Annotated in this window: 25 protein-coding genes; 7 read left to right on the top strand and 18 right to left on the bottom strand. The window is 37.0% G+C overall.

Translation table 11 applies throughout. The features are described 5' to 3' along the window. Nucleotides 1-8: 8 nt before the first annotated feature. Both ABE099_RS06660 and ABE099_RS06665 read right to left on the bottom strand, forming a co-directional pair. On the bottom strand, nucleotides 9-278 hold the full coding sequence (locus tag ABE099_RS06660) for a metal-sensitive transcriptional regulator (RefSeq protein WP_430028613.1): 270 nt from the start codon (nucleotides 276-278) through the stop codon (nucleotides 9-11). 166 nt (nucleotides 279-444) lie between these two features. Then, nucleotides 445-1,602, bottom strand: coding sequence for a CynX/NimT family MFS transporter (locus tag ABE099_RS06665; RefSeq protein ID WP_430028615.1), 1,158 nt, complete (start codon nucleotides 1,600-1,602; stop codon nucleotides 445-447). A 139-nt stretch (nucleotides 1,603-1,741) separates the two neighbouring features. Between ABE099_RS06665 and ABE099_RS06670 the strand changes: the two genes are divergently transcribed. Continuing rightward, nucleotides 1,742-2,632, top strand: coding sequence for a LysR family transcriptional regulator (locus ABE099_RS06670; protein WP_430028617.1), 891 nt, complete (start codon nucleotides 1,742-1,744; stop codon nucleotides 2,630-2,632). Nucleotides 2,633-2,853: 221 nt separating this feature from the next. Here the strand turns inward: ABE099_RS06670 and ABE099_RS06675 are convergent, their stop codons facing one another. Then, nucleotides 2,854-3,612: a YheC/YheD family protein gene (locus ABE099_RS06675; protein WP_430028619.1), complete on the bottom strand. Its 759-nt coding sequence runs from the start codon at nucleotides 3,610-3,612 to the stop codon at nucleotides 2,854-2,856. 171 nt (nucleotides 3,613-3,783) lie between these two features. Between ABE099_RS06675 and ABE099_RS06680 the strand changes: the two genes are divergently transcribed. Then, on the top strand, nucleotides 3,784-5,121 hold the full coding sequence (locus ABE099_RS06680; protein WP_430028621.1) for an FMN-binding glutamate synthase family protein: 1,338 nt from the start codon (nucleotides 3,784-3,786) through the stop codon (nucleotides 5,119-5,121). A gap of 189 nt (nucleotides 5,122-5,310) precedes the next feature. Here the strand turns inward: ABE099_RS06680 and ABE099_RS06685 are convergent, their stop codons facing one another. Both ABE099_RS06685 and ABE099_RS06690 read right to left on the bottom strand, forming a co-directional pair. Continuing rightward, the gene (locus ABE099_RS06685; RefSeq protein ID WP_430028623.1) at nucleotides 5,311-5,913 is read right to left on the bottom strand and encodes an acetylglutamate kinase; all 603 of its coding nucleotides are present in this window, start codon (nucleotides 5,911-5,913) and stop codon (nucleotides 5,311-5,313) included. A gap of 61 nt (nucleotides 5,914-5,974) precedes the next feature. Continuing rightward, nucleotides 5,975-6,889: a DsbA family oxidoreductase gene (locus ABE099_RS06690; RefSeq protein WP_430028625.1), complete on the bottom strand. Its 915-nt coding sequence runs from the start codon at nucleotides 6,887-6,889 to the stop codon at nucleotides 5,975-5,977. A 117-nt stretch (nucleotides 6,890-7,006) separates the two neighbouring features. Between ABE099_RS06690 and ABE099_RS06695 the strand changes: the two genes are divergently transcribed. Then, nucleotides 7,007-7,339 (top strand): winged helix-turn-helix transcriptional regulator, encoded by a 333-nt coding sequence (locus ABE099_RS06695; protein ID WP_430028627.1) that lies wholly within the window; start codon nucleotides 7,007-7,009, stop codon nucleotides 7,337-7,339. Between the two features lie 101 nt (nucleotides 7,340-7,440). Here the strand turns inward: ABE099_RS06695 and ABE099_RS06700 are convergent, their stop codons facing one another. The 7 genes from ABE099_RS06700 to ABE099_RS06730 form a co-directional block, all read right to left on the bottom strand. Next, the gene (locus ABE099_RS06700; protein WP_430028629.1) at nucleotides 7,441-10,602 is read right to left on the bottom strand and encodes an MMPL family transporter; all 3,162 of its coding nucleotides are present in this window, start codon (nucleotides 10,600-10,602) and stop codon (nucleotides 7,441-7,443) included. A 100-nt stretch (nucleotides 10,603-10,702) separates the two neighbouring features. Continuing rightward, nucleotides 10,703-11,269, bottom strand: a complete 567-nt coding sequence (locus ABE099_RS06705; RefSeq protein ID WP_430028631.1) for a TetR/AcrR family transcriptional regulator — start codon at nucleotides 11,267-11,269, stop codon at nucleotides 10,703-10,705. Between the two features lie 164 nt (nucleotides 11,270-11,433). Continuing rightward, on the bottom strand, nucleotides 11,434-12,108 hold the full coding sequence (gene bshB2, locus ABE099_RS06710) for a bacillithiol biosynthesis deacetylase BshB2 (RefSeq protein ID WP_430028633.1): 675 nt from the start codon (nucleotides 12,106-12,108) through the stop codon (nucleotides 11,434-11,436). Nucleotides 12,109-12,132: 24 nt separating this feature from the next. Beyond that, nucleotides 12,133-12,477, bottom strand: coding sequence for a YojF family protein (locus ABE099_RS06715; protein ID WP_430028635.1), 345 nt, complete (start codon nucleotides 12,475-12,477; stop codon nucleotides 12,133-12,135). Between the two features lie 198 nt (nucleotides 12,478-12,675). Then, complete coding sequence (locus ABE099_RS06720) at nucleotides 12,676-13,095, bottom strand: organic hydroperoxide resistance protein (RefSeq protein ID WP_430028637.1); 420 nt, start codon at nucleotides 13,093-13,095, stop codon at nucleotides 12,676-12,678. A gap of 193 nt (nucleotides 13,096-13,288) precedes the next feature. Then, entirely contained in the window at nucleotides 13,289-14,296 is a 1,008-nt protein-coding gene (locus ABE099_RS06725) for a ketoacyl-ACP synthase III (RefSeq protein WP_430028639.1), read from the bottom strand. Between the two features lie 178 nt (nucleotides 14,297-14,474). Continuing rightward, complete coding sequence (locus tag ABE099_RS06730) at nucleotides 14,475-15,482, bottom strand: YeiH family protein (RefSeq protein ID WP_430028642.1); 1,008 nt, start codon at nucleotides 15,480-15,482, stop codon at nucleotides 14,475-14,477. 99 nt (nucleotides 15,483-15,581) lie between these two features. Between ABE099_RS06730 and ABE099_RS06735 the strand changes: the two genes are divergently transcribed. Continuing rightward, nucleotides 15,582-16,169 (top strand): sugar O-acetyltransferase, encoded by a 588-nt coding sequence (locus ABE099_RS06735; protein WP_430028644.1) that lies wholly within the window; start codon nucleotides 15,582-15,584, stop codon nucleotides 16,167-16,169. A 114-nt stretch (nucleotides 16,170-16,283) separates the two neighbouring features. Here ABE099_RS06735 and ytxJ read toward each other — a convergent pair whose 3' ends face one another. Together ytxJ and metE are read right to left on the bottom strand one after the other, a co-directional pair. After that, nucleotides 16,284-16,622: a bacillithiol system redox-active protein YtxJ gene (gene ytxJ / locus ABE099_RS06740; RefSeq protein WP_430030509.1), complete on the bottom strand. Its 339-nt coding sequence runs from the start codon at nucleotides 16,620-16,622 to the stop codon at nucleotides 16,284-16,286. A gap of 157 nt (nucleotides 16,623-16,779) precedes the next feature. After that, on the bottom strand, nucleotides 16,780-19,065 hold the full coding sequence (metE, locus tag ABE099_RS06745) for a 5-methyltetrahydropteroyltriglutamate--homocysteine S-methyltransferase (protein WP_430028646.1): 2,286 nt from the start codon (nucleotides 19,063-19,065) through the stop codon (nucleotides 16,780-16,782). A gap of 288 nt (nucleotides 19,066-19,353) precedes the next feature. On the opposite strand from metE, the gene ABE099_RS06750 reads away from it, so the two are divergent. Both ABE099_RS06750 and ABE099_RS06755 read left to right on the top strand, forming a co-directional pair. After that, complete coding sequence (locus ABE099_RS06750; RefSeq protein ID WP_430028648.1) at nucleotides 19,354-20,154, top strand: tryptophan-rich sensory protein; 801 nt, start codon at nucleotides 19,354-19,356, stop codon at nucleotides 20,152-20,154. Between the two features lie 114 nt (nucleotides 20,155-20,268). Further along, nucleotides 20,269-21,600, top strand: a complete 1,332-nt coding sequence (locus ABE099_RS06755; RefSeq protein ID WP_430028650.1) for a metallophosphoesterase — start codon at nucleotides 20,269-20,271, stop codon at nucleotides 21,598-21,600. A gap of 130 nt (nucleotides 21,601-21,730) precedes the next feature. On the opposite strand, the gene ABE099_RS06760 is transcribed toward ABE099_RS06755, so the two are convergent. Together ABE099_RS06760 and ABE099_RS06765 are read right to left on the bottom strand one after the other, a co-directional pair. Then, nucleotides 21,731-22,648 (bottom strand): tyrosine-type recombinase/integrase, encoded by a 918-nt coding sequence (locus ABE099_RS06760; RefSeq protein WP_430028652.1) that lies wholly within the window; start codon nucleotides 22,646-22,648, stop codon nucleotides 21,731-21,733. Between the two features lie 428 nt (nucleotides 22,649-23,076). Then, a complete protein-coding gene (locus ABE099_RS06765) occupies nucleotides 23,077-23,706 on the bottom strand; it encodes a hypothetical protein (protein ID WP_430028654.1) in 630 nt (209 codons plus the stop codon). Between the two features lie 253 nt (nucleotides 23,707-23,959). On the opposite strand from ABE099_RS06765, the gene ABE099_RS06770 reads away from it, so the two are divergent. Then, entirely contained in the window at nucleotides 23,960-25,054 is a 1,095-nt protein-coding gene (locus ABE099_RS06770; RefSeq protein WP_430028656.1) for a helix-turn-helix transcriptional regulator, read from the top strand. 177 nt (nucleotides 25,055-25,231) lie between these two features. Here the strand turns inward: ABE099_RS06770 and ABE099_RS06775 are convergent, their stop codons facing one another. Both ABE099_RS06775 and ABE099_RS06780 read right to left on the bottom strand, forming a co-directional pair. Then, a complete protein-coding gene (locus ABE099_RS06775; protein ID WP_430028658.1) occupies nucleotides 25,232-25,435 on the bottom strand; it encodes a hypothetical protein in 204 nt (67 codons plus the stop codon). A gap of 583 nt (nucleotides 25,436-26,018) precedes the next feature. After that, nucleotides 26,019-26,612 carry a GNAT family N-acetyltransferase gene (locus ABE099_RS06780; RefSeq protein WP_430028660.1) on the bottom strand — a complete coding sequence of 198 codons (594 nt, stop codon included), beginning with the start codon at nucleotides 26,610-26,612 and terminating at the stop codon, nucleotides 26,019-26,021. Nucleotides 26,613-26,614: the final 2 nt, after the last annotated feature.

The following is a 26,614-nucleotide window of genomic DNA, read 5'->3' on the forward strand; positions in this document are numbered from 1 at the left end:
TACCGAACCTATCGACTTTTTACCAAAAGATCAATGGCTTCCTGCACCATTTTACTTGTATCCTTATTTCCAGCTTCTTGTTCAGCCATAATGCATTGTTGAAGATTTTCAGCTACAATCTGAGCAAGCGCTCTATCAGAAGCATTACGCACGGCAGATAACTGGGCTACAACATCTTTACAAGATTTACCTTCATCCATCAATCGAAGTACACCACGAATCTGACCTTCAATACGCCGTAAACGTGTTTTCAGGCTATCGGTATAGATATAGTCCATTTTTAAATTCCACTCCTTCATAGCATACCTGTATAGGTATATTATAGAGCAAAATATGTTCTCTTACACCCTATTAAAATAGGAACTCAAAATTATTGATTGAATTTTATTCTTTACTCTTCTCTAGGTTAGATAAATACAGATTTTTTACTCAGTTATATGATTTTCAGTGGCTCTGTTTCGCTGCTTTCTGCCCTAAAACTAAAGACATTTGAACACTAATCATGAGCAAAACAATTACTAACATAGTAATAATAGAAGCAACAAAGTTTCCACTAAGATCGTAGATCCAGCCAATAAACAACGGGCCAAAGGCACCCATAATATACCCGCCCATTTGTGTCATCGCTGACCAAGTTCCAGCTTCCTCAGCGTTACGAGTCTCTGTAATGGGTAACATCAGTGCTAAAGGAAATAATCCTCCCGCTCCAATTCCTAGAAAAACTACAGCTACAAGCATTGGAAACGGGAATAGAAGTAAAACTAAACCGATGAGCTCAGATAAACTACACAAAACAAGGAGCAATTTTAGCTTTACAGTACGATTTACGATACTTGGTACGAGTAATGCAACTGGAATTTGAATCAGGGTGAATACAGTAAGAAAGACCGCCGAGTCTTGCTGGCTATAACCTAAACTTAAGGCAATCGGTGCAAGCCAGGTCGTCATAGTGTAAAACATACTAGCCATTAAGCCAAAAAACAAAGTAAATTTAATCGCTTTTATATTACCAAATGGTAATCTTGGGCGTAGAGTTTCATTACTGGAATGATGTTTTTTAGGAATAAAAGCCATCCACACAATCAGAGCCAAAAATCCCAAAACAGCCCAGAACGATAAAGATAATGGTAAATTCTGTTGATTTCTAGTGTAAATTGGAATGGTAAGGCTAGAAGCAAGTGCAGCTCCTATCGTCATAGATACAGAGTAAATACTAACAACACCTGGTTTAGACGGAAAATACTTTTTAATAAAGCTGGACAATAAAGGTCCTGCCAAGCTGATCCCTAATCCACCTGCCAATGCAGTAGCAAGAAGTATAGTAACCGAACGGTCAGAAACACGCAATGCAGTTGCCAGTGTAATGAGGAGCAACGAAATAAAAATTGTGCGTTCTAATCCATATCGTTGACTTAATGTTGTAGCAACTGGCGCAAAAATCCCCATACACAATACAGGTAAAGTAGTGAGAAGACTTGCCGTTACCGCACTAATGTCTAACTCTGATTGAATAATCCCCATCATGGAGGCAACAGATGTAATGATTGGACGTAAATTTAAAGCGGCTAAAAATAAAGCGATAATATAAAAGGTTTTTTTCATTATCTTTCCCTCCTGATTCTTGTTGAATGGTTATTGAAGTTATTATGAGTATAAATGTTAAAAATCAATTGATCAATCCAATAATTTATATAATAATGATAGTAAAAAACTATGATAAATTAAAAGAAAGGGATTAAAGATGGATACGCGAAACATAACCTATTTTATGGCTGTATTTGAACATCTACATTTTACAAAAGCTGCTGAGTTTTTAGGAATTTCACAACCTACCCTAAGTCAACAAATTCGCCTACTCGAAGCCGAAGTGGGCATGCCACTTTTTGATCGAATAGGTAAGAAAGTAATTGCGACCGAAGCAGGAGGATTGCTTTATGAATATGGCCTAAAAATGCTTCAGGCCGAAATGGATGCCAAGAAAGCGATTAAGGAATTGTTATCTGAACAGCGTGGTACGGTTCGACTTGGGGTATTGCCCTCCGACTTGGACTTTCAGCTTGTCCCACTTTTCGTTGAATTTAAGACGTTATATCCAGAAACTAAACTTCAAGCGTTCTCAACGATCTTTATTCGGGAAGAAGTGCTTGCTCATAAGGTTGATCTAGGAATTGGACTTCGTGGACCTGTGGATAAAAGACTAGCTCAAATTCCCCTCGGAAGTGAGCCTTACAACTTGTTTGTAGACTCAGCTAATGAATTGGCAACCAGAGATGAGGTAACACTGGAAGAGTTGACTGGACATGCTTTAGTAATGTATCCTCAAGGTTATTTGGGGAGAGATTTGGTTGATGATGTTTGCAATAAACATGGTTTTGAACTATCCACCGTGATGGAGGTGGGCTCCGCATCCTCATTGCTTCAGTTGGTTTCCGCTGGTATTGGTGCCACCATTCAACCAAGAACATTGTTAAAGCAGCATCCAGAGTGGTCGAATATTGTATCAATTCCAATCGCAGAGCCTACCCCCATTCGTCATTTAGAGCTAATATATTATTCAGACCGTTATATCAGCAAGGCACAACACCAGTTATCCCATTCGCTCATTGAGTTTTTTAAGTCTAGAACAGTTTAAGCTTCACCTTTTATAAGTAACTTATCCAAAAACAAAGGAGGAACTATTGTGGATTCTCTAAGTTTATACGATATTTTTACGAGTCCAAGCGACTATTCCTAAAAGCATGTGTTCCTTTAACTAAAAGTGTTTAAAAATTATAAAGCCGCCATTGGCGGCTTCCCTTATTTTCTATTCTAAATACCGAACACTAGTCATCTATTTCAACTTACCTCTTTAAGTTAACGTTTTAAAGCAGATTTTTTATACCTCATCACTTTTTTGTACATCGACTTATCTGACAGCTTATTAAAAGCATAAGGATCTGGATTGGTGTTTACTTCAATAATCCAAGGTATCCAATGACGATCGAAGCCAATATCTAAGCCGATTTGCTGCAAACCAGGGTAACTTTTGTACAGATGTTTTGCTGTAGCCACCCCAATTTTATCTAACTGATTTAAAATCTTCATTATATCTTGACTGGGGAGGTATTCACCTAGCAACTTAGGCACATCCATAATTTTCCCGCCACTATTATAATTGGTAACTATCTTTCCTGTGTGCGCTACTCTTCCTAAAAAGCCAGTTGTTTCCCACACCCCTGAAGGGCTTAATTGAACCATAACACGGACATCAAAACGCTTATTTTTGTATTTCATCAAATGAATCCCTTTTTGCACCAAATAATTTCTGTTATTAGTCTGACGTAAAAGTGATGAATACAATGCCTCGTAATCCTGAAATCTGCTCACTTTTGTACCAAGCTGATAAGTATATTCTTCATTCCCAAATTGTTCTACACGAATAACCCCTTTGCCATGCGTCCCTTTTTCTGGTTTGACATACACCATTCCATACAGTTTAAGCATCATCTTTAGTGTAGCTTTAGAAAACCTTTGCGTATCTGGAATATATGGCCGAACCTCATTGCAGCCAAGGAGTACTTTTGTTTTAGTCCATTTACTAACTACAAATCTACGCGGTTTTGGTTGTGTCATTCCTTGCTCTCCCTTCATTTACCTGAGAAACATCATGTATTTTGATATTGTATGCATCATGAAATTGAGGAAGATAGGTCATTAACTTGATTTAGAAAAAATAGGTATAAGGAACATTTTAAAGAGTTACACTAACCTTTAAACTATGAAGTTAAGAGGGAGCTTTCTAAAATGATTGAGAAAATGATGTTAAAACTGCTAGATCCAATGATGGACGCCGCTTTAGTTAACATGTTAAGCAGTGAATATGCCGAAAATCCATTTTTAATGACCACAATCGCAACGAAATTAACCCCTTTTGCCATGATGGAAGCCGCGATGCGAGCACAAACTGGGAAAAGCATTGATCGCCCACTAGGGAGCCCGAACGTTTTATCTCCATGGAAGGACATTCTTTTAAATCCAAGACAATTGCATGAGTTGCCAACAAGTAGTCTAAATGAAGTCCAAATCAAAACTGTAATTGGGAATAGTGCAAAAAAACCACTAAAGCTAGAAACCCCCATTATGATTACAGGAATGTCTTATGGTGGATCTTTAAGTTTAGAAATGAAAACGGCGATTGCCAAAGGTTCAGCGATGGCTGGCACTTCAACCAATACGGGTGAATCAGGACTAACCAGGGAAGAACGAGATCAATCCAAGTTTTTAATTGGGCAGTTTAACCGTGGAATGAGATTAAAAGAAGAGGATTTACAACACTTTGATGCGATTGAGGTTCAATTTGGTCAAGGGGCTTGGGGCGGTGGCGCAGAAATTACAGACACCTCTGAGAAAATTGGCGATGACGATCATCTTCAAGAAACATGGGGATTAAACAATGGAGAAAGCTCCACCATTCACCCTCGTTTCCCAAATACTAATTCTCAAGAGGATATTATCAGCCTAGTGAATCGTATTAAAGAAAAAGTCGATGTGCCTGTTGGCGTAAAAATTGCAGGCTCTGATTTTATAGAATATGATTTAGAGGTTATTGCCAAAACAAATGCAGACTTCATTGCCATTGATGGCTCTGAAGGAGGAACGGCTGGATCTCCAACGACATTAGAAGACCATATTGGCTTACCAACGCTCCATTCATTAGTAAGAGCAGTAGATTGGCTAGAAGAGCATGAAGTCAGAGATCGGTTTAGTGTAATCATTGCTGGTGGCTTAAGTACACCGGGGCATTTTGTTAAAGCCGTTGCATTGGGGGCAGATGCCGTTTATATTGGTACCATTGCTATTATTGCGGCGCTACAAAATCAGATGGCCAAAGCACTCCCCACCTATCCACCACCACAGCTAGCGCTTTATTCTGGGAAATTAAAAGAGGAATTAGATATTGATGAAGCGGCCACTCATCTGTACAATTTCATTAAATCGTGTAATGAGGAACTGAAAGCTGCTGTGCAGGTGATTGGAAAAAGTGATATTCATGAATTAAATCGTGAGGACCTTGTGACTGTAGATAAAGATTTAGCCCAGTTTATGGGTATTCGGTATGCAGGCTCCCATCGAAAAGGATAAAGAATTTCATACAATAAGTAATCTTTAACCAACAACTGCGAAACAAATACAAGCCGTTCTTCTCGTTTACTAGAAGACGGCTTGTATTATTGTATTATTATAAGCTATTAACAGCTTAGTAGCTTGTTATACTGGCATGAGCTTGCTTATGGGTAAGGTCAGTATGACTTTTTTAGATTTTACCTAATATTAAAATAACATCGGAAATTGTTGAACAATTCCACTTGTCATTACATCAGCCATCTGTAATGCTTGGGGTTCGATGACATTATTAGTAGCCACGTTTTTCTCATAGTCCTTCGCTATCCGAGCGGTAACCTCTTCACTAAGAAGACGCAAATGTTCATAAAGCATCATTCTCCATTCCTCTTCGGACCAATAAGGATTAATGGAGGCAAGAAATGCAGCGATGTCATCTGCATTGCGATACCAACGTTTTTGAGCATCTTCTGCTGCGTTCATATCTCCTGACTTTAAATCAGTTACAAGCTCAGCGGCAATGGTTAAATGCTCTGTCAGTAATTTTTCAAATTGAGTTGCAATGACATTTCCATATACGGGCGCTAACACGTTCGCAAAATCACTAGGATTCCGAAGTAGTCTCTCTGTAGTTGGCTTTACATCACCAAGTCCATCCACAATACTGTTTACCGTTAATCTCGTCCAATAGATGTGTTGTTCCCATAACGATCTAAGCTGCCTATTTAAATCAACACTGGATGCGGTCCATTTCGCTTGGCCGTCTTGTCGAAAAGTAGGATAAGCATACATTGGATAATAAGCATACATCATCCGCCCAACTCCTTTTTCAACATTATATAGACGATCGCCTTGATTGGTGCATAATTTTAACCTACACTAACTCAATATATAACTCATTCATTATAAATTGGGTACGATAGTGTCCTTCAGGTAAATGTGTTTGAATAAAGGTCTGTACTTCACTCTTCGGAGTCCTATACATCACTTCAATCTCTTTTGAAAATAACCTCTTACTGTGCTGCAATAACTTGCTTAGGCTTGGCACTGGTTTTGCTTGAATCTGTTCCTTACATATTTTTTGTAATGCATCGATATACGTATCTAATGATCTAGCTCCTACAATTTTGACCCCTTTATTTTCTTCATTGACCATAATAATCGTTGGAAAAGCACGGACACCAAGAGAAGCACTCTTTTCAAAATCTTGTTCCAGCAATTGCTGGGCAGACTCTGTAGAAGCTTCCTCCACGGTTTGTGCTCCATTCATCCCAAGCTGATTAACAATATCAACAAGTACTTCATCTTCGCCAATATTACGATTGAACGCAAATACAGCTTCTCGTGCACGTCTTAAAAATTCAGCTTCCTTGCCAACCTTTTTACTTTCGATCACTTTAAATACTTTAGAGGGGGGATAGGATGACAAAATGGGATTAGTGAGCCACAAGGTGCCATCAATAGGCATACGTGAATGTTGACCTACCTCTTGCCAATGCTGAGCTACATCTGATGGCTGTTTAATCCCATTTGCTCCATCTGAAAATCCTTCCCAGCTAGCTAACAATCCACCCATAATTACTTCTATATTAAAGTATTGACCATATTGTTCAACAAAAGAGTTTAATACAGGCTCAAGTGCCCAGCAATGTGAGCAGATTGGATCCGTCGTATAAAAAAGTGTTATTTTTTTCTCAGTAACGTTAAAATCAATTTCTTGTATCGTATCTTCATCTACAATTCCACAAACACCCGTTGCTAGATCACACATCATGTTATTATTACTCATCATAGCCCCTCCTATTTTTATTGCTTATGTAGTACAATTATATGACTAGAATTAATATTAACAAGTACGATTATTTTTCTGACTAAGTATAAAAAATGTACTATTGGAGTGATAGCGGTGAAATATAATGTCAATTTAGAACAATTATGTCCTGCGACTTTTGCATTTCAAGTGATTGGTGGCAAGTGGAATCTGCCTATATTAGCCATACTCAGTGAAAATGACACGATTCGGTATAATGAACTAAAACGAAGTCTAAATGGAATTACAGGCACAATGTTAACGAATTGTTTAAAGGATTTAATTGACTACGGGGTTATTCATAGAGAGCAATACAATGAAGTTCCACCTAGAGTAGAATATTCTTTAACCGAGGCGGGCAAAAAGCTCGTCCCTTTAGTTGAATCTATTGTTGCCTGGGGGGAAAATAACATCCCTATAGTAAAGTAACTCAAAAAGGCTATTGACATGAAAACCAACCTTTTTATTGGTCAAAATGTCAATACGCCTTTTTTGTGTGATTATAATATTAAATTTTTATTTTTCTTATTTTATAAATCATTAGAAGTTGTTATATTCCCCTCTTGTTCTGTAGTTTTTGACTTTCCTAACTTCCAATTCTGAATCGAAGATACTTTAATTAGTGCTGGTAATAAGATTGGCATCGCAATAAAGCTTAATAAGGCTAATCCAACAACTACGACAAAAGCAACTTGAATCAATGTAAGCACACCTGAAGGAATTAACGCAGCAAATGTTCCTCCTAATATAAGTGCAGCAGAGATGACTACAGTTCCAATATGTCGAGAAGCCTTTACAATGCGCTGCGATGACTCTCCCTCTAATTCGTTATAACTCATCATCAAGAAAATGCTATAGTCTACGCCAAGCGCTACGATCATAATAAAGCTAAAAAATGGTACATTCCAGCTTAACAGATCAATACCAAAAATATGCTTACTGATGAGCTCACTAATGCCAAGGCTTGAGAAATAAACTACTATTAAGGACATAATGATAAAGATTGAGTTTTTAAATGATCTTGTAATGATCATAAGAACAATCATAATGCCTAACATCATAATGATCGCGGTACGGGTAAAATCGCTTTGAGATAAATGCTGCAAATCGACGTTGCGGGCTGTAATTCCACCTATAGCTACCTTCGCATGACTTAATTCTGTACCACTTAACGTACCGTTAGCTTGTGCATATATTTCATCAATAATAGGCATTGCTTGTCTTGAATAAGGATTTTGATCTAAAATAATGATCAATTTTGTTGTTCTCATGTCTGGTGACATATACATATCTAGCGATGTTTTAAATTCTTTACCTTCAAGTACTTCTTTGGTTATATAAAACTTTTCAGAGCTTTGAGATGAGCTTAGTTCAGCTAAATAGTTTTGGGCCTCAGTGAGTCCTGAGCTTACTTTAGAAAGCCCATCTGTACTTTTTGTTAGTCCAGATTGAAGCTCTCCCATCTTACCTTGCAGCTTATTTAGGCCAGAGTACAACTGCTTTTGTCCTTCATTAATTTGAGTTAAGCCTGACTCCATCTGGGCAGATTTTTCAGAAATTTGCTTTAATCCCGTTACGCCTTGATTTAATCCTTTACTTAAATTAGCACTTCCACCCTGAAGCTTTTCAATCCCACCATAGATTTGTTTCATTCCAGTATTCACTTGTAATAGAGAATCATTGGCGGTTTTAAATGACTGCATCGCAGACTGGTGTTGCTTTGTTAGCTGACTAAATTGCGTGGATAATTGTGTTAGCTGCTCCTTTGCAGTTTTCGAAATTAATATCGTTTGATTTATATTATTATCATTTGCAAGCTCTGGCTTTTCAGCAATTAAATTTTTCATCAGATTATCAATTTGTTGATAGCCTTGGGTAGCCCCTGATAATGCCTGAGCTATAGTTTGAAAGTATTGCTCATACGTGCTTAGTCCATTTTCTAGCTGATGGTAGCCTTCATATAGTTGAGTGGTGGACTTAGACAATAAGTCGACATTTTGATTTAGTGAACTTAAACCTTCCTTTATTTGTTCGGCACCTGAAGCTCCACTACTCATTCCTGTTGCAAGCTGATCCAATGCACCTTTAAGCTTCGATACTCCATTTTTCATATCTGTTGTACCCTGAATCATATCTTGAATCTTTGAAATATCATTAACTTGATTATTTTTCAATTGTCCATCTGCACTAGTTATACCTTCATTAATTTTGTTAATCCCATCATTTGCATCATTTAAACCTGTATTTAATTGCTTTGTTTGATCGTTAATGTATAACTTCTGTATTTTTTCCGAGGTTGGTCTTGTCACAGAATATACCTCAGCAACCCCTTTGATTTTTGAAATTTTTTCTGTCAATTCATCAATTTTTTGCAAATCGTTAGGTTGATTAAGTTCACCTTTAGCCTGAATAAAAAGAGTAGCGGGAGCTGAAAAGCCTGGCGAAAAATGATCCTCGATGACATTAACGCCTTGCTTTGATTCATATTTATCGCTGACTTCCCAGAGATCATTAAAATTAAGATTGCCTGTGTAATTAATGATGAAAGGTACTAAAAGAATCAGAACCAATAAAATCGAACGAATGGGACGTGCGATTGAGTTTTTGGCAAGCCAAGCCCATAGCTCACTTTCACCATGGCTTTTGAATTTTTTCATAGGGAAAAATAGTTTCTTGCCTAATAACTCCATAAAAAATGCGTTTAAGGTTAATAAAACGATAAGCAGCACACCCACACCAATGGCTACAGCAGAAGTAGATTGATATAATTTAAAGTTGGCAAGTCCTAAAGAAACAAAACCAATCAGTACTGCAATACCGCTAAAAATTACTGTCTTTCCTGCTGATCTGAGCGTCGCGGCCACTGCACTCTTATTAGTCTGCCCTGAGCTCAGCTCCTCCTTGAATCTGGTATATAATAAAATGTTATAGTCTGTACCCACACCAAATAATACAACAACTAAAAATACCTGTGTGAAGCTAGAAAATGGAAAGTTAAATGAGTCCACAAGATGCGCAACAACACTTAATGATACTAAATATGATACACCGACAGTAATAAGTGAAATTAACGGTGCAACAGGTGATCTAAACACAAGGGAAAGGATAATAAGTATAAATATAATAGCTATAAGCTCAGTTTTTTTTACACCTTCTTGTGTGGAATTAGAAAAATCCAATTCAATTAAGCTACTTCCTGTTAGGTAAGACTGAACGTGATGACTTCCCTTCAATTGCTCATCTAGAAAATGTCGTATTTCCGTTTTGACTTTATTCATGTCATCACTTTTTAAAACTGAAAATTGCGTTAGAATAGTCGTGCCGTCTTTAGAGGATAACTGCTTTTTCACTTCTTCATTATCTAAATGCGAAGTTATTTTTGTAATTCCCAGTTTTTCCTTGTTATCTTTTAATGCTTGAATCGTAGTATTTATGACGTTATTCTGCTCAGCCTGTAGTGGCTGATCTTTCCCACTATTGAACACTGCAATAATATCATAGACATCACTTTTTTCTGTACTCATCTCTTTAGTTAGTGAAATGGCCACATTGCTTTGTGCCGACTCTGGTAACTTAATTTTGCCCTTCTCTCGAACCAACTGATCTAAGTCCGGCATAGTAGTTAAAGCAAAAATCGTAACAACAATCCACAAAACAAATGACAAGCTTCTCCAACCTGATAATTTTCTCATTGTGGTTTCTCCTTCCAATTACAAATCGAATTTGTTGATTTGCTCTATATTTATATATAATCGAATGAATATTCATTCGAAATATAACAAGGCTAACGAATCAAATGATTCGAATAGCATCCCAAGCACTTTCAATCAGATTTTCCAGCAATTCATCTGAGTAGGTTAATAGACCTTTATTTATGAACTTAATCAACATTAATATTGGACTATAAACAATTGAAATGAGCACAGAGGTATCTAATACACGAATATATCCATCACGTTTCCCCTTTTCAAGCGACTCATTAAAAAATGAAAGGAACCTTTGAAAGCTTAATCGGCTATGCTCGTCTAAATAATGTCCACTTTCATGAGAATTAATAAATAGAAAGGCATTGATGTTTTCCTTGGCGTAATTAAACAAATGCCGATAAATATAAATAAACTGTTCTTTTAAAGTTTTGGTGTGAGGAAATTGGGAGATGAGCACCTCCGTAAGCTCTGTAACACAGTGAACAAAAAGACTATTCACAAGCGCTTCTTTATTTTCATAATAATGATAAATGGTTCCAGCCCCAACCGCTGCCTGCTTAGCAATCATCGGTATTGTTGTTCCATCATATCCGCGTTCTGCAAATAGCTTTAATGCAGCTATAATGATATCTCCTTGCTTATCTTTAGACATATTAGTTACCTCATATTCGAATGAATTTTCATTCAAGAAAATAACATAAAAAAATAAATACGTCAAATTAAACTTGTGAAACTGTATGGAACTATAGCTTTAGTGTGCTACAGCTCCATAGTTTCCCTTTAAGATACCAATTTACTTGTTTATAATCTGTTCACTTATTCAAATCGATAAGTCCAAAATGGCTCTCTGCCGAAGCGCTGAACGCTTTGTTGTACATTCATAGTCTGATTGCCTACGAGCTCTGCTGCTTGAAATTGAGAACGATGCGCGTGTATCGCTTTCATTTTTTTTTCAATGACTTCTTCTACATTCATCACGATATCTGGCTTGCCAATTTCCTGCTCATGATTGTTGGAAAACGCAACACAATGTACCGTAGGTTTGTGAGAGGCTGGAAGCTGGCTTATGGCAGAAATAACAGCTACTCCAGTAGCATCATGGTCGGGATGCACACTATAACCTGGGTAAAAAGTGATCACAAGCGAAGGCTTCACCTCGTTAAGCAAATCAGTAATGATGCCCTGTAATCTTTTTGGATCTTCAAATTCAACCATTTTATCATGAAAACCAAGCATTCTTAAATCTTGAATACCGATGGCTTTCACTGATTCCTCTAATTCCTTTTTACGAATTTGTGGCAAAGTAACCCTGTTTGCAAAAGGGGGTATCCCCATATTTCGGCCCATTTCGCCGAGTGTTAGGCAAGCATAAGTGACCTTAGCTCCACCCTCGATATACATCGCTAATGTGCCTGCTGCGGCAAATGCTTCATCATCTGGATGAGGAAATACAACTAAAATCGTTTTATCCTTATATTGTTCTTTATTCATCTGTATGTGATCCTCCGCTTTCATTTAGAACATCTCTTTGCTAAGCTGCAAAGCCACAACAAGCTTGCCTTGGTTATCATGACCAGCAAGTATTAAGCGTTCCTTTTCCTGCTCATCCACATGGGTAAGTCCTTCGGCGTAAACCCAACCTTGCTCTGTTTTTAAACCAACTCGATAGGGACCTTGACCTGATATTGCTCCATTACTATATTGAATACGTGCATTCGATATAAAAGCTGATCCTGGATGCTTGCTACAGTCTCGATGATTTGCATAAGCACCAGACGTTACCTCAAGATGTATGTACAACTCTTGATTTGCAAGCTGATCGATTTGAGACTGGATGTCTTGGGGCTGAATTGGCTGCATAGTAGCCTCCTTTAATAAGTTCTATTAATAAGTTCTATAAAAATTTATCACGAACTCTATTTTAGCATAGGTTTGCAAACAATAATATTTTTTGAGTCTCTACCTTTTTTTCATTAGATAACAAAATAACAGAAAAAAGCACGCACCAGCTTAGCTGATACGTACTTGTTTGTTCATTCATTCTTATTTACTTATTTATTAAGCTACAGAAACAGTAACATTCACGTTGCCCTTAATTGCTTTAGAGTATGGGCAATAATCATGAGCAAGCTTCACATATTTATTTGCTGTTTCTTCATCTAACCCTTCGATTTTTACTTCTAATTCAACCTCTAATTTTACGCCATTATCAGCTGGATCTGTTTTAAGCATAACCGTTGCAGTTACAGTGCTTTTTTCAATTTCTACATTGCTTTTTTTAAGTTGATATTCTAAAGCGGAGTTAAAGCAAGCACTATACCCTGCTGCAAATAATTGCTCAGGATTCGTAGCCGTTGTTTGTTTTCCGCCAAGCTCAGGTGGTGTAGCTACCTCTAACATAAACACGCTATCTGGGGATTGAACAACACCAGAACGGCCACCCGTATTGCTAATTGTTGTTTCATACAATGTTTTCATTATTATCGTCTCCTTATCACTAAATCAAGCTTCAATTTAATATTTTATACAATATAACCTTCAACAATTAAATTGTATACAATTAATAAGAAAATGTAAAGCATTTTTTAGGACGTAACTTTTTTAACTTTCAAATGTTACCTTTCCTAAAACCAGCACAAATTATACCTAGTCACTCTATATTCAGTTCACATTAAGTATTTGCAACTTGGGAATCAGGCACACTCCAATTTATAATAACTCCTGCATACGTAAGCCCACCACCAAAGCCTACTAAAGCTAAACGTTGTCCATTTGTTAATTTTCCTTCGTCTACTGCAAGCTGAATCGCTAGAGGAATTGAAGCTGCAGACGTATTTCCGCGATATTCAACACTTGATAATGTTCGTTCAATTGGAATTGCACCACGCTCACACATCGCTTCAATCATTCTAAGATTCGCACTATGAGGCACAAACCAGTCAATTTGCTCTGGTTGTAAGTTTGCTAAATTTAACATTCGATTTAACTGCTCAGGGACAGTACGAATTGCCCATTTGTATACTTCCCTTCCATTTTGAACAAGCTTTCCTTCACCTTGAAGGGTAACGTCATTCATGACAGAAGATAGACCAGCACTATAGACATGAATTCCACCTTCACCTTGTGTACCTGAGACGGCAGTAATAAAGTCGCCTTGTTCTTCAGTTTTTTCAATTAGAAAAGCTCCAGCGCCATCCCCAAACAAAATACAGGTGGTTCGATCAGTATAATCTGTAATTTTGGATAACGTCTCAGCGCCAATCACTAACACTTTGCGATACATTCCACTTGTTATTAATCCATTGGCTAATTGAAGACCGTACGTAAAACCTGCACAAGCTGCATTTAAATCAATCGCTCCAGTTCCCATAATTCCTAGCTTAGCTTGTACTCTAGCTGCTGTACTTGGAAAGGCATATTCAGGCGTACTTGTTGCCACTAAAATCATATCTACATCAGAGATATCCACTTGATAGCGAGTAATCATATCTTTTACAGCTAAAGCTGCGAGGTCGGATACGAATTGATCTTGTTCAGCTATTCTCCGCTCTCTCATTCCTGTACGCTGTACAATCCACTCATCATTTGTATCCACTAGCTTTTCTAAATCTGCATTACTTAATATTTTATTTGGTACATAAGTGCCAATCGCTGTAATTTTCGCCTTAGAAATAATCATCTCTACCTTCACCTCAATGGATTTATTTGTTTTTTTATAGTATAGCACTAAGTCTTAGTATCTGGTACTAAAAATTAATTAAATTTTAAAATTTATTTTAATTAGAGGAAATGAAGAACTCAAATAGCTAAAATAAAAACAGGCTTAATCGCCTGTTTTGTATTGCTTAGTATGCTCGTTATACATGTAAAATAAAATGCTGTACCATAATTGAAGTGACCGCAAGAATGAGCCAACAGATAAAACCAAGCGTAATCGACTTCCCACCACTTTTGACTAGCTTAACGACATTAGTATTTAGTCCAATCGCCACCATTGCCATCGTAATGACGAATTTACCGCATTGGGCAAGTGCGCTTCCAAATCCCACAGGTAAAGCCACAAAAGTATTTATAATTGAAGCAAGCACAAAACCAACGATAAACCATGGAAAAATGCGAGCAAGGCTATAAGTGTTTTTGGGCACATTCTCTTTTTGCTCAAGGCGTGACTTTTTACTCATGATGATAGCAAGCACAATCGTAATAGGGACAATCATCAGCGTTCTAGCTAGTTTTACGATGACAGCTAGATCCCCTGCGGAATCGCTGTAGGTATAGCCGGCAGCAACAACGGAGGATGTATCATTAATCGCGGTTCCTGCCCATAACCCGAAACTGTAATCACTCATCCCAAGTAAATGTCCCAGAAACGGAAATAAAAAAGCGGCAATGACATTAAACAAAAATATAGTAGAAATAGAATGTGCGATCTGCTCCTCGTTTGCCCCAATAACAGGTGCTGTAGCCGCGATCGCTGATCCCCCGCATATTGCAGTACCCACACCAACTAGCGTAGTCGTTTTCCATTCAAGCTTTAATTGTTTTCCCACCAACCAAGCCGTGAGACAGGTAGCTAGTAATGTGAAGACCATTAACAAAATGGTCTGCTTCCCAGCGGCAATCACATGATATAAATTCATATCAAAGCCAAGCAAAATGATGGAATACTGCAATAGCTTTTTCGATGTGTAAGAAATACCACTTTGCAAACGTTGTGGCCGCTTCCAAAAAGCAAGCAACATGCCAAACAATATCCCTAAAACTGGACCCCCAACGATCGGAAAAGCTTTTCCGATGAGCCATGCAGGAATTGCAATCATTGCGGTCAATGCAACCCCTGGTATCTTGTTCATGATTTTATTCATCGTTCTCTCCCCTTCGATGCTTATCATACTCCTTGACAAGAAATAAGTGAAACATTATTATCTTATGGATATCATAAGCCTAAACGTGGAGGTTCTAAAATGAACGAAAAAGAAAAGGCACTTAAAGGGTTGCTATATGATGCAAATAACGACCCACTGCTAATACAGGAACGAATAAAGGCAAAGGATCTGTGTCATACATACAATCAACTGCTACCTTCAAATGTACAAGCTCGAAAAGAAATAATTACTCAATTGTTTGGGAAAACGAAAGAAACCTTCTGGATTGAACCTTCGTTTTGGTGTGATTATGGTTATAACATTGAAATTGGTAACAACTTTTATGCAAACCATAATTGTGTCATTTTAGATTGTGCCAAAGTAACGTTTGGGGACAATGTGTTTATCGCACCTAATTGTGGTTTTTATACCGCAGGACATCCTATTGACGTGGAGCAACGTAATGCTGGCTTAGAATATGCTTATCCGATTAATGTTGGAAGCAACGTTTGGTTTGGCGGAAATGTGATTGTGATGCCTGGGGTGACCATTGGGGATAATTGTGTCATTGGTGCTGGAAGTGTCGTTACGCGTGATATTCCATCAGGTGTCATAGCAGTGGGTAATCCTTGCCGAGTTTTACGTGAAATTACTGAAGAGGATCGAAATAAGTATAAATTCAAATAATATAAATCAACATAAAAAAAAACGGTACTGGATAAAGCTGTCCTCATTTGCAGAGGATCGCTTTCGATTTAACAATCTCCATGTACCGTTTTTTCTATTTCTTAATCTAGTTTCTTAGTCTAACACCGCAGTAATATGCTCAGTAGTCACCGCCCAATGGGATGCTGTCCAATATTTTGCATTGTCTTTTACATATAGGATTTGTGGTGATTCATGCTTCACGTTCAAATCCTCTGCGATTTTATTAGATACGGGTCTAGATTCAATAACTTTAACTAGAAAGTAATCTGTATCCGCATTTGGATTGCCATTTAAATAGGCATCGTATTCTTTAAGTGCATTAGAGCTAACAGGACAAGTTGTGCTATGCTTTAAAATTACTTGTCCTCGCTCTGATGACTTATTTAAAATTTCATTCCATTCTTGTTCTGTTGTAATTTCTGTCCATTTTATTGACATAAAATTTCCTCCTTTACGGTATACCCTAAAATTCTAAACATGATCGTTAACTAGCGTACCACGTCAGTATCGCTAACTCAATATTTATTTAGAATTTAAAGTATGTGTAACGGACTATTACTCCATACAAGCAACATAGCTCAGTATTGCCTTAGTTCGCTTTTACACTGTTATATTTTAATCGAGCCGCTTCTGTGGCTTTAACCATATTAGCTAACGCCGCTACAGTTTCATCATATTTTCTAGTTTTAAGCCCACAGTCTGGATTAATCCAGAACAAAGCTGGGTCAAGAACGCGTAATGCACGATCAATCATCACAGTCATTTCCTCTACACTTGGCACACGTGGACTATGGATGTCATAAACGCCAAGCCCAATCCCTTTATCATAGTGATAGCTTTCAAAGCTGCTAATTAATTCACCATGACTTCGAGAGGTTTCTATTGAAATCACATCGGCATCCAAAGCGCTAATGTCATCAATAATATCATGGAATTCGCTATAGCACATATGGGTATGAATTTGAGTCTCATCCTGTACCGTTGCTGTCGATAATTTGAAAGCGCGAACGGACCAATCCAAGTATTCCTCCCATTGCTCACGCTTTAATGGCAACCCTTCACGAAGTGCTGGCTCATCGACCTGAATCATACCGATACCTGCATTTTCAAGTGCCTCTACTTCTTTTTGTAGTGCAAAGGCAATCTGATAAGCAACCTCTTTACGCGGAATATCATCACGTACAAAAGACCAGTTCAAAATTGTAATTGGACCTGTTAGCATACCTTTTACAGGCAACTTCGTTAACGATTGTGCAAATACTGTTTCTTTTACGGTCATTGGCTGGGACAAATCTACATCCCCATATATAACAGGTGGTTTTACACAACGTGAGCCATAGGATTGAACCCAACCGTTGGAAGTAAATGCAAAGCCCTCAAGCTTTTCTCCAAAAAACTCTACCATGTCTGTGCGTTCAAACTCACCATGCACAAGCACATCTAAATTTAACTTTTCTTGCTCCTCGATCCAAAACTTAATTTCATTCTCGATAAAGGAATTATAGCGCTCCTCACTCCATATCTTTTTACGCCATTTTTGTCTAGCTGCACGTACCTCTGGCGTTTGTGGGAAGCTGCCAATCGTAGTTGTAGGCAATAAAGGTAGCTTGAACTTTTGTTCTTGAAGCCTTCTCCGAACCTCTGCCTTGCTCTTCCGATTGCTTTGCTCATCCGTTAAATTCGCTACAAGAGCATGAACAGCTTTCACATCTCTTGAAGGTGATTGCGCTAAGGTATCACGTTTTTTAGCCGCATCGATCAGTTGGGACTCAATCGCTGCTTCCCCTTCATTAATCCCTTTTGTTAAAGTTACAATTTCAGTCAATTTCTCATCTGCGAAAGAGAGTGCATCACGCACAACTGGATCTAGCTTTGTTTCTCCAGCCGTGGTTACAGGTACGTGGAGTAGACTGTTAGAAGGCGCTACAATAATATTGTGTGCATATTGGTTTAACTCTTCTAGTAGCTTTAATTTTTGATGCAAATCTGCCTTCCAAATTCCTCGCCCATCAATTACACCTGCGCTCAGCACTTTATCTGCTGGAAAACCGAATTTTGAAATGGCTGCTAAATTAGCACCACGATCATGCACAAAATCAAGTCCAATTCCATCCACTGGAAGCCCAGTCACAAACTCATAATCATCTACAGCTTCAAAGTAAGTTTGGAGTAAAATATTCAGGCTAGACACTTCGTTAGTCAAGTAATTATAAATATGTGCGATATGCTTTTTATCATCCTCAGACAAGGTTGTGGAGACGATCGGCTCATCGATTTGAATCCATGTTACCCCTTCTGCTTGTAGTTCTGTAAGTACCTGCGCGTATAATGGAAGCAATTTCTCAATCCATGCGCCAAGCTCCTCTTGCTCATAGCCTTTAGACAGTTTTAGCAACGTATATGGGCCTACTAATACTGGACGACCCTCAATATTTAGCTCTTGCTTCGCTTCACGATATGCAGTAAGTAAACGGTTTTCAGTTAATACCGGCTTAATTCCATTTAGTTCTGGCACGATATAATGGTAGTTGGTGTTAAACCATTTGGTCATTTCTCCAGCCGTCGCCTTTGCATTCCCACGTGCAATATCATAATATGTCGCTAGGCGTACCTTCCCTCCGTTATATTCAAAACGTGTTGGGATTAATCCAAACATCACTGCTGTATCTAAAATATGATCGTAATAAGTGAAATCACCAACAGGTATAATATCTATCCCCTGATCCTGTTGCTTTTTGAGGTTTTGTAATCGGATTTGCTTCAGTTGTACATGAAAATCAGCTTCCGATAGCTTTCCTGCCCAGAAGGCTTCAAGTACTTTTTTCCATTCTCTGTTTTGACCAATGCGTGGGTATCCTAAGTTACTACTTTTCATATCGGTTCTCTCTCCTTCAACAAAGTTGATAATTTTTTCTATACACATTGCCATCCATTTTACTAGCCATTTTGATATTCATTTTGCTATTCGAAAAATTTTTGAACTTCTGTTTTTTGGTTAAATATTTGTTAATAAAAAGATAACATAAATGGTTTTGCTTCATATAACTCCTATTTGCTATAGCCCGTCATAACCTAGAACTATATGGAGGGGAAATGAATAATCAGTGTTATGCATGTGTAAGATGTAAATATATGCTATTTATCTGAGAAGGAGGAAAAACAAATGAATACACAAAAACCTATCGTATTACGCATACTAGTCACTCTTTTTTATATCGGAATGATTGCTGTCAATGCACTTTCTGTTCTTTTACCGCTTAACAACCTGACACCACAGCAGGTATCAGATTCCTATCCTAATTTGTTTGCACCCGCAGGCCTCACCTTTTCGATATGGGGTGTCATTTATGTATTACTAGCAGGATTTGTGCTATATCAATGGGGACTATTTAACCGTGGTTCCAAAATAAATGAGGAGGTATGGAGACAGGTTCGGATTTGGTTTATCATTAATGCAGCCGCCAATATGGGATGGTTATTTGCATGGCATTATAAACAAATTGGTTTATCCGTCATCATTATGCTCATTTTATTAATCACATTAATTAGAATCGTGACTATATTAACAAAACAGTCCTTATCCACGAAAGATTATATATTTGTGCGGTTGCCGTTTAGCGTTTATTTTGGGTGGATCACGATTGCAACGATTGCCAATATTACAGCATGGATCGTCAGCCTACAGTTAGATTTCTTCCAAAGTCATCAAGTGCTCTGGACCATTATTATCCTAATCGTTGGCTTATTGTTGGGGTCGACAGTCATTCTCAAAAATCATGACATCCCTTACGGACTCGTCATGGTGTGGGCATACTATGGTATTTTAGTTAAACACCAATCGGCAGAAGGATGGAATAATCAATATCCTGCAATTAAGACGACCGTGATCATTTGTATTGTAGCCTTTTTAGCGGTTATCGTTTATCAAATATGGAGAAGTCTTAGATCTAACCGTCAGGCGTAAATAGTCAGGCGTACCCAAATGATAAATTCATGTAACTGACACAGCATTTTGGCACAAATAGAGCTACGATATAGTTAATATTTAGAATTTTAGCTACGATAATTGGAGGAAACCATGTCTACACGTCGTTCGTTCAAAAGATTATGTATTTTATTATTAACTATATCTACACTCACCGCATGTCAGGCACAACCTCAAGCTGGGGGGAAGAAGCCACATTTAAAGGAAATGAATTTGTATGTAGCAACAGACCTTCATTATTTTTCCCCTACCCTACATGATAACGGTCAAGCTTTCCATGAATACATTGCGGCAGGAAATTCAAAACTTTTAAATTACAGTGATCAACTTACTGATGCGCTAGTAGATACCGTCATTCAAGACAAACCCGAAGCGCTTATTTTAAGTGGAGACTTAACGAATAACGGGGAAAAAAGCAGTCATGAGGATTTAGCCAAAAAGCTAAAGCGTGTACAAGACGCAGGTACGCCTGTGTATGTCATTCCTGGAAACCATGATATTTCTAACCCTTGGGCAAGAAAGTTCAAAGGCGATGGACAATACAAAGCACCCTATATTTCACCTGAGGATTTTTCCAATATATACGAAGACTTTGGCTATCGTAACGCACTAACTAGAGATAAGGATTCATTAAGCTATGTTGCCGAGGTATCTGATGATCTATGGTTATTGATGTTAGATACATCTAGATATGACAATAACGTGATGATGAATATCCCCCAAACGGATGGACAGTTAGGAAAAGGCACACTAAAGTGGATTAAGCAATATGGCGAGCAAGCGAAGAAAAAAAATATTAAAATCATTACTGTTATGCACCACAATTTATTGGATCATAGTGATTTGCTTGATGGTGGATTTACGTTAAATAATGCGGATGAGTTAACTCCTATTTTGCAAAACAACAATGTTCCACTCGTTTTATCGGGTCATATTCATATTCAGGATATTGCGACAAATGGCAAGATTTACGATATCGCAACAAGTGCAAACAGCGTGTACCCGCACCATTATGGAAAAATCCATTATAATGCAGATACTTTGCAGCTTACATACACTGCAGAGCAAACGCCTGTTGCAAAATGGAGTAAAGAAAAAGGGATAAGCAATCCTGACCTGAACAATTTTGACACTTACGCACATGACTTTTTTTATGAAAATTCTTCTAAACGAATCGCCAAAACGCTAGATAAATTGCCTTATTCTATGGAGGATCGGCAGGACATGGCGAAAGTATCATCCGCTGTTGATTTGTTATATTTCTCTGGTGCTAGTCCATCAAAAGAATTGATGCAGTTTAGAGGTCTTACTCTTTGGGAGCAAGCTTCAGATGAGGTGGGTTTCTCTAAAAAATATGTGTTAGACCGAATTCACTCAGATAAGGTAAGTAACTTTTTAAACTTAACTATACCAAAAAAGGAATAACGAATTTCGTTATTCCTTTTTTTATTTGGCTAGTTTGTTATTTGCCAACGGATGAAATAAATTCAATCTCAGGATAGGTTTTTGTTTTTGTTATATATGAAAGTAGGGATGCTACTTCCAAAATAAATGCTCATCCTACCTGCGGTATTTCTATGCTTAACATCGCTTGTTTCTTCTGCTCATCATTTACGTGTGTATAAATCATTGTCGTTTCAATTGATGCATGCCCCATCAATTCTTTTACAATCCGAATGTCTACCCCTTTATTTAGTAACATCGTAGCAAAGGAATGTCTTAATTTATGACATGAGAGCTTCAAATCACCTAATTCAGGTCGCTGCTTTTTAAAAATAGCAAATGTTTCATTCGCAATCTTCTGAATTTGCCGAATAGACAACCGTTGGCCTTTTTGCGATACAAAAAAAGCTTCGTCCTTTTGACGATATGGGGTAATACGACTTGCCTCTACCTCAGTTAAGTATGGGATAAGTAATTCAGGTAAAGGGATTTCATTCCACTTACGCCCCTTCGCCAACACTTCAATAGTCCCCTTAGATTTTTTGAAGCTGTCTAGGTTAAGGCGATGCACCTCTCCTACACGTAATCCACAATATCCCATTAATAAAAAAATGGCAATATTACGAGAGCGGTATCTTCCCTTTATATAACCAATCACCTCAGTTAGTTCCTGCTCCTCTAAATAAATAGGTTTTCTATTTTTTTCAGTTTTAGACTTTTTGACTTCCATAGCCGGATTACGTGTAGCCAACTCAAAATCGATGAGCGAAATGTAAAAGGTACGCAAAGCAGATAAAGTGCGATTACGTGTCTTATCTCCTGCTTGACCTTGCTTCATCACCAAAAAGCCGATTACATCCATCTTTGTTGTAGCTTGCACTGATTTATCTTGCAGAGATGCTAAAAACGCCAACACCTCACGCTTATATTCCCTTTGCGTTGTTAACGTATATCCAGCCTGTTTCATCCATATATCAAAAGCTCGAAGTGGTTCCTCGTAGGTTTGCTCCAATTCAAAATTCCTTGCCATGTATTTATCTCAGTCCTTAGTTGTAAATTTACATTTTTATGTATTTTGATAGAATTATATATATTTTGATCATAATTTATCACAATCTCTTATCCATTCTATCATATAAAAATCGTTTAAATCAAAAAGTGCGCAAAATACTGATTTTGCGCACTTTTTATAGTGTTAAAATTACCTGTAATTCATAGTAAACTATGATAGAGGATTATAATTAACATATTATATATTATGTAAACTATTTTAGTTTTTGTGCTATATCTAAGTTTATAATTCGCTTTAAAGCTATTTGTTCCAAACCAATCACACATATAGAAGTAATATGAAAGAACTACTAACTAGACATACTTTATATGCGTGATTATGAAGTTTATACTTTATCCACTCCTCTTCCCTGCTCAATGTTGGGAATAATTACATTAATAATATAGCTAGGAGTATTGCCAGAACCCGGCAATTGGATTTAGTTTAGAAGAAGGATCTGATAAATGGGCAAATACATATAATGCACCAAAACTAAATGGATAGTCTGTATCATCCAGAAAAGAATCTGGATACCCGTCCTCATCGATTTGCAGCAAAAAATCAAAGTTATGTTTTTTAAGCTCTGTAAAATAGTAATCCTCATCCTGAATTAATCGTGGAGTACCACCAAGCTTAATCAAAAAAGGTTGGTCAAAAGACTCGCTATCCTTTATAATTTTGTCCAATACTATAGAATGCCTCTTAAGTCCAAAATTAGTAAAATAATTCTGTGTACTTTCCTCGCTAACTGGATGTTCAAAAACCTGAATTGAACAGTTTGGGTAAATATTATTGTCTAAATACTCGTCATATTTTTTAGGAATAAAAATAGAAATCATATGTTCATTTTCAAAGGGATGCATTAAACATAAATAAAAATAATGATCTATTCCGTTTCCATTTATCATTTCCAGCTTATCATCAAAATACTGTGGTGCATTTCCACCCATCCAGCCTTGGCTCTCCGGTGTGTGCGAAACGGCTTGAAAAATCATGCAATGTGTTCCATCTAAAAATAACGCATTAAAATTTTTCATTTACGTATATAAAACTCCTTTCTAGCAAAATTGATAGTTATTGTATTTGTATACATACTTTAACCAATCCATCATAAATGCTAACCCATTTTGAAGGCAAGATTTTAATCCGAACTATTTAGATAACATAAAATTTATTGTGTAAACTTAATGTCATGAAATAATGATTTCACTTCTTATTTCATAATTACACAACAAATATCAAAACAAAAAGGAGTCTCTCTCTTACAATGAAAATAGGAAGGTGATTCATATGAATGAACATGTACAACTGATGATTGATTGGATTGAGACACGCTTGAAGGATATATTTTCATTAGATGAATTAGCAAATGATATGGGGTATTCACCCTACTATTGTTCTTTTAAGTTTCATCAAACGACAGGCGTTAGTATTAGACGTTATATTTTGCTTCGTAGATTATTTATGTCCACACAAGATTTAGCAGATGGTAAAAAAATAATAGATATTGCGTTAGATTACAATTATTCATCACAAGAGGCATACAGTCGTGCTTTTAAATCTGTGTTTGGGATAAGTCCTAAGCAATTTACGCAGCAACAGTTGCCTGTTCAATCATTTATGAAGCTTTCCATTCAAAGGAATGAGGAGGATTTAATATTGAGAGCTAGAAAAGCTGAGGTATTAAAATTGCAGGACAAGCAGCGAGAGTTATTTGATACAGATGTCCTTAATATTTTAAATGGGCAAATCATGTATGAGGAGTTTAGGGAGCAGAAGTTGATGGGGAATTCAGACTATGCCCCTTTTAATGAAGCGATGTGTGTTCATGCAGCCACTTCAGACATTTTTAATGAGCAATTTATTACGGTGAGAGCGGAAGGTCATCATAGCTCTGTTGAAGGGTATACAAAAAAAGTGATCGAACCACTTCGTAACCTTTGTCAAAAAAATTACTCCTATATTGTATTATGGTTTGGTGAAGACATGTTTTGTCAAATCAACCTACTAACCTTGCTTGCTTATCTAGAGCAGATAGATTATAAGGGCACTGTATTTTTAAATAACTTCCGAGAAGATGAGTTTAAAGTGAATCAAACTGAGCTTACACTAGGGGAATATAATCACATCTATCAACAAGTTGTCGTTAACCATCAGCGGCCGTCCTTTAAGTCATTCACGCCAATCCCAGTTATGTATCAAGCTATAAATTTGTATTTAGAGATGTTAGAAGAGGAGAATCCAGTGACTAAATACATTCAACAACATACAAATGTACCGACTACTGAGCTACTTCCGCAGTTGTTCCGGTTATTTCCAAATATAGGATATGGGGATTTGCAGTATATAGAGCTGATTAATAAAGTCATAAAATCAGATAATTAAATATTATCGTCTATCACGCCTATTAATTAACCATAATTATACAGAATTCCGTTGGTTTAATCGCATATGAAACTCAAATATTTCTTTCAATATTTCTGATGGGAAGTAGTCCCAGGTCAATATAGTGGTTTTGCTAGGTCTTTTCACACTTTTACTTTGTACCTTTCATTAATAGAATCAATATCGTAAAAATCCTTGCCGCATAATATTACAGACTGTTGCAGAAATAAACGGAGTAGCAAAGTTATTACATTTAACGAGAGCACTAACTAGTTTCTCGTCCTTTAAAATATATCCACAACTACTTACAACCTCTATATTATGAATGGTTTTCTCATTATAAAAAAATTGTAGCGCAAATTGTTCCATGTGTAAGCTCATCTTTATTAAAACTATTGCTTATCCAGCAGACATCTTCCTCTTTTACTTGATAGGTATTTAATTCAGAAGGGATAAAAATTCATTGATTCTATGGTCAATAATTACCACACGATTAGTCATCACAAGACTCCTTACCTTAAACACAAGTCCTTCCCAAATAAGATGGAAAGGACTTGTATTATTTATTAATCAACTTTTATTATTATGATTAAGTTCTACTTCTTGATGAACTATGTGGCACAGAGCTAATACTACTACTAAGTTTATTGTTGGTAGATGCTTTAGGATATGACTTATTGCAAGCACAGAAACAATCACAAATACATATGCAACCAGAAGCCATTAAATCAAAATATGTTTCAATTGTGTTAGTAACATTATAATTTCTTTTAGATAATCTACTCATTGTTATCACCTCCCTTCTGGGAATAATTGAAGTCAGTACTAGTTATATATTTCACATATAGTGTTTTGAATCAGCTAATGAATTAAAGTTGGATTGAGTAAAAAAATAAAAAATCGCCCATAAAGGTATAAAAGAGAGCTAAATTAAGCTCCCTTTTTCGTTAATTAAATCTATAAGTTAACTACGCCATTCCGTTTTCAATATCGCATATTGATAAGAATCCAGCCATATCGGTTCATTATTATGATCTTTTTTAAAATAAACATTTTGCAAAAACAACCCTTCTCGCCTCATTTGGAGACGTTCAAGCAATTTCCATGAAGAATCATTTTTGGGACTACAATGAGCTAAAATCCTTCTTGCTCCTAAATTCGTAAAAGCATACTCAAGTAATGCCTTTGCACTTTCAGTAGCATACCCTTGACCCTGATACTTCGAATTGAATACATAACCTAGCTCCCAGGTATCAAATTCACCTTTAGCAAAATACAAGTTCCCGATTAGCTTTTGATGATCCTCGTCCCCACTCCTTGCCTTATCCTTTTCCTTTAAACAAACTGCATAAAACGAGTCATCCTGCGACCTTCTCATCGCTTCCTCTATCGCCTGATTTTCTGAAAAGACATCATAGGGCTCAAATTTAACGACTTCCTTATCTGACAAGTATTCATATATATCCTGCCAATCATTTGGATTAAAAGTACGGATCACTAATCGGTCTGTTACAATTTCCTCCATAACAAGCTCCTTCCCTATCTCTGCTTGCTTCAAAT

The organism is Paenibacillus turicensis (assembly GCF_050461185.1).
GTDB lineage: Bacteria > Bacillota > Bacilli > Paenibacillales > Paenibacillaceae > Fontibacillus > Fontibacillus turicensis_A.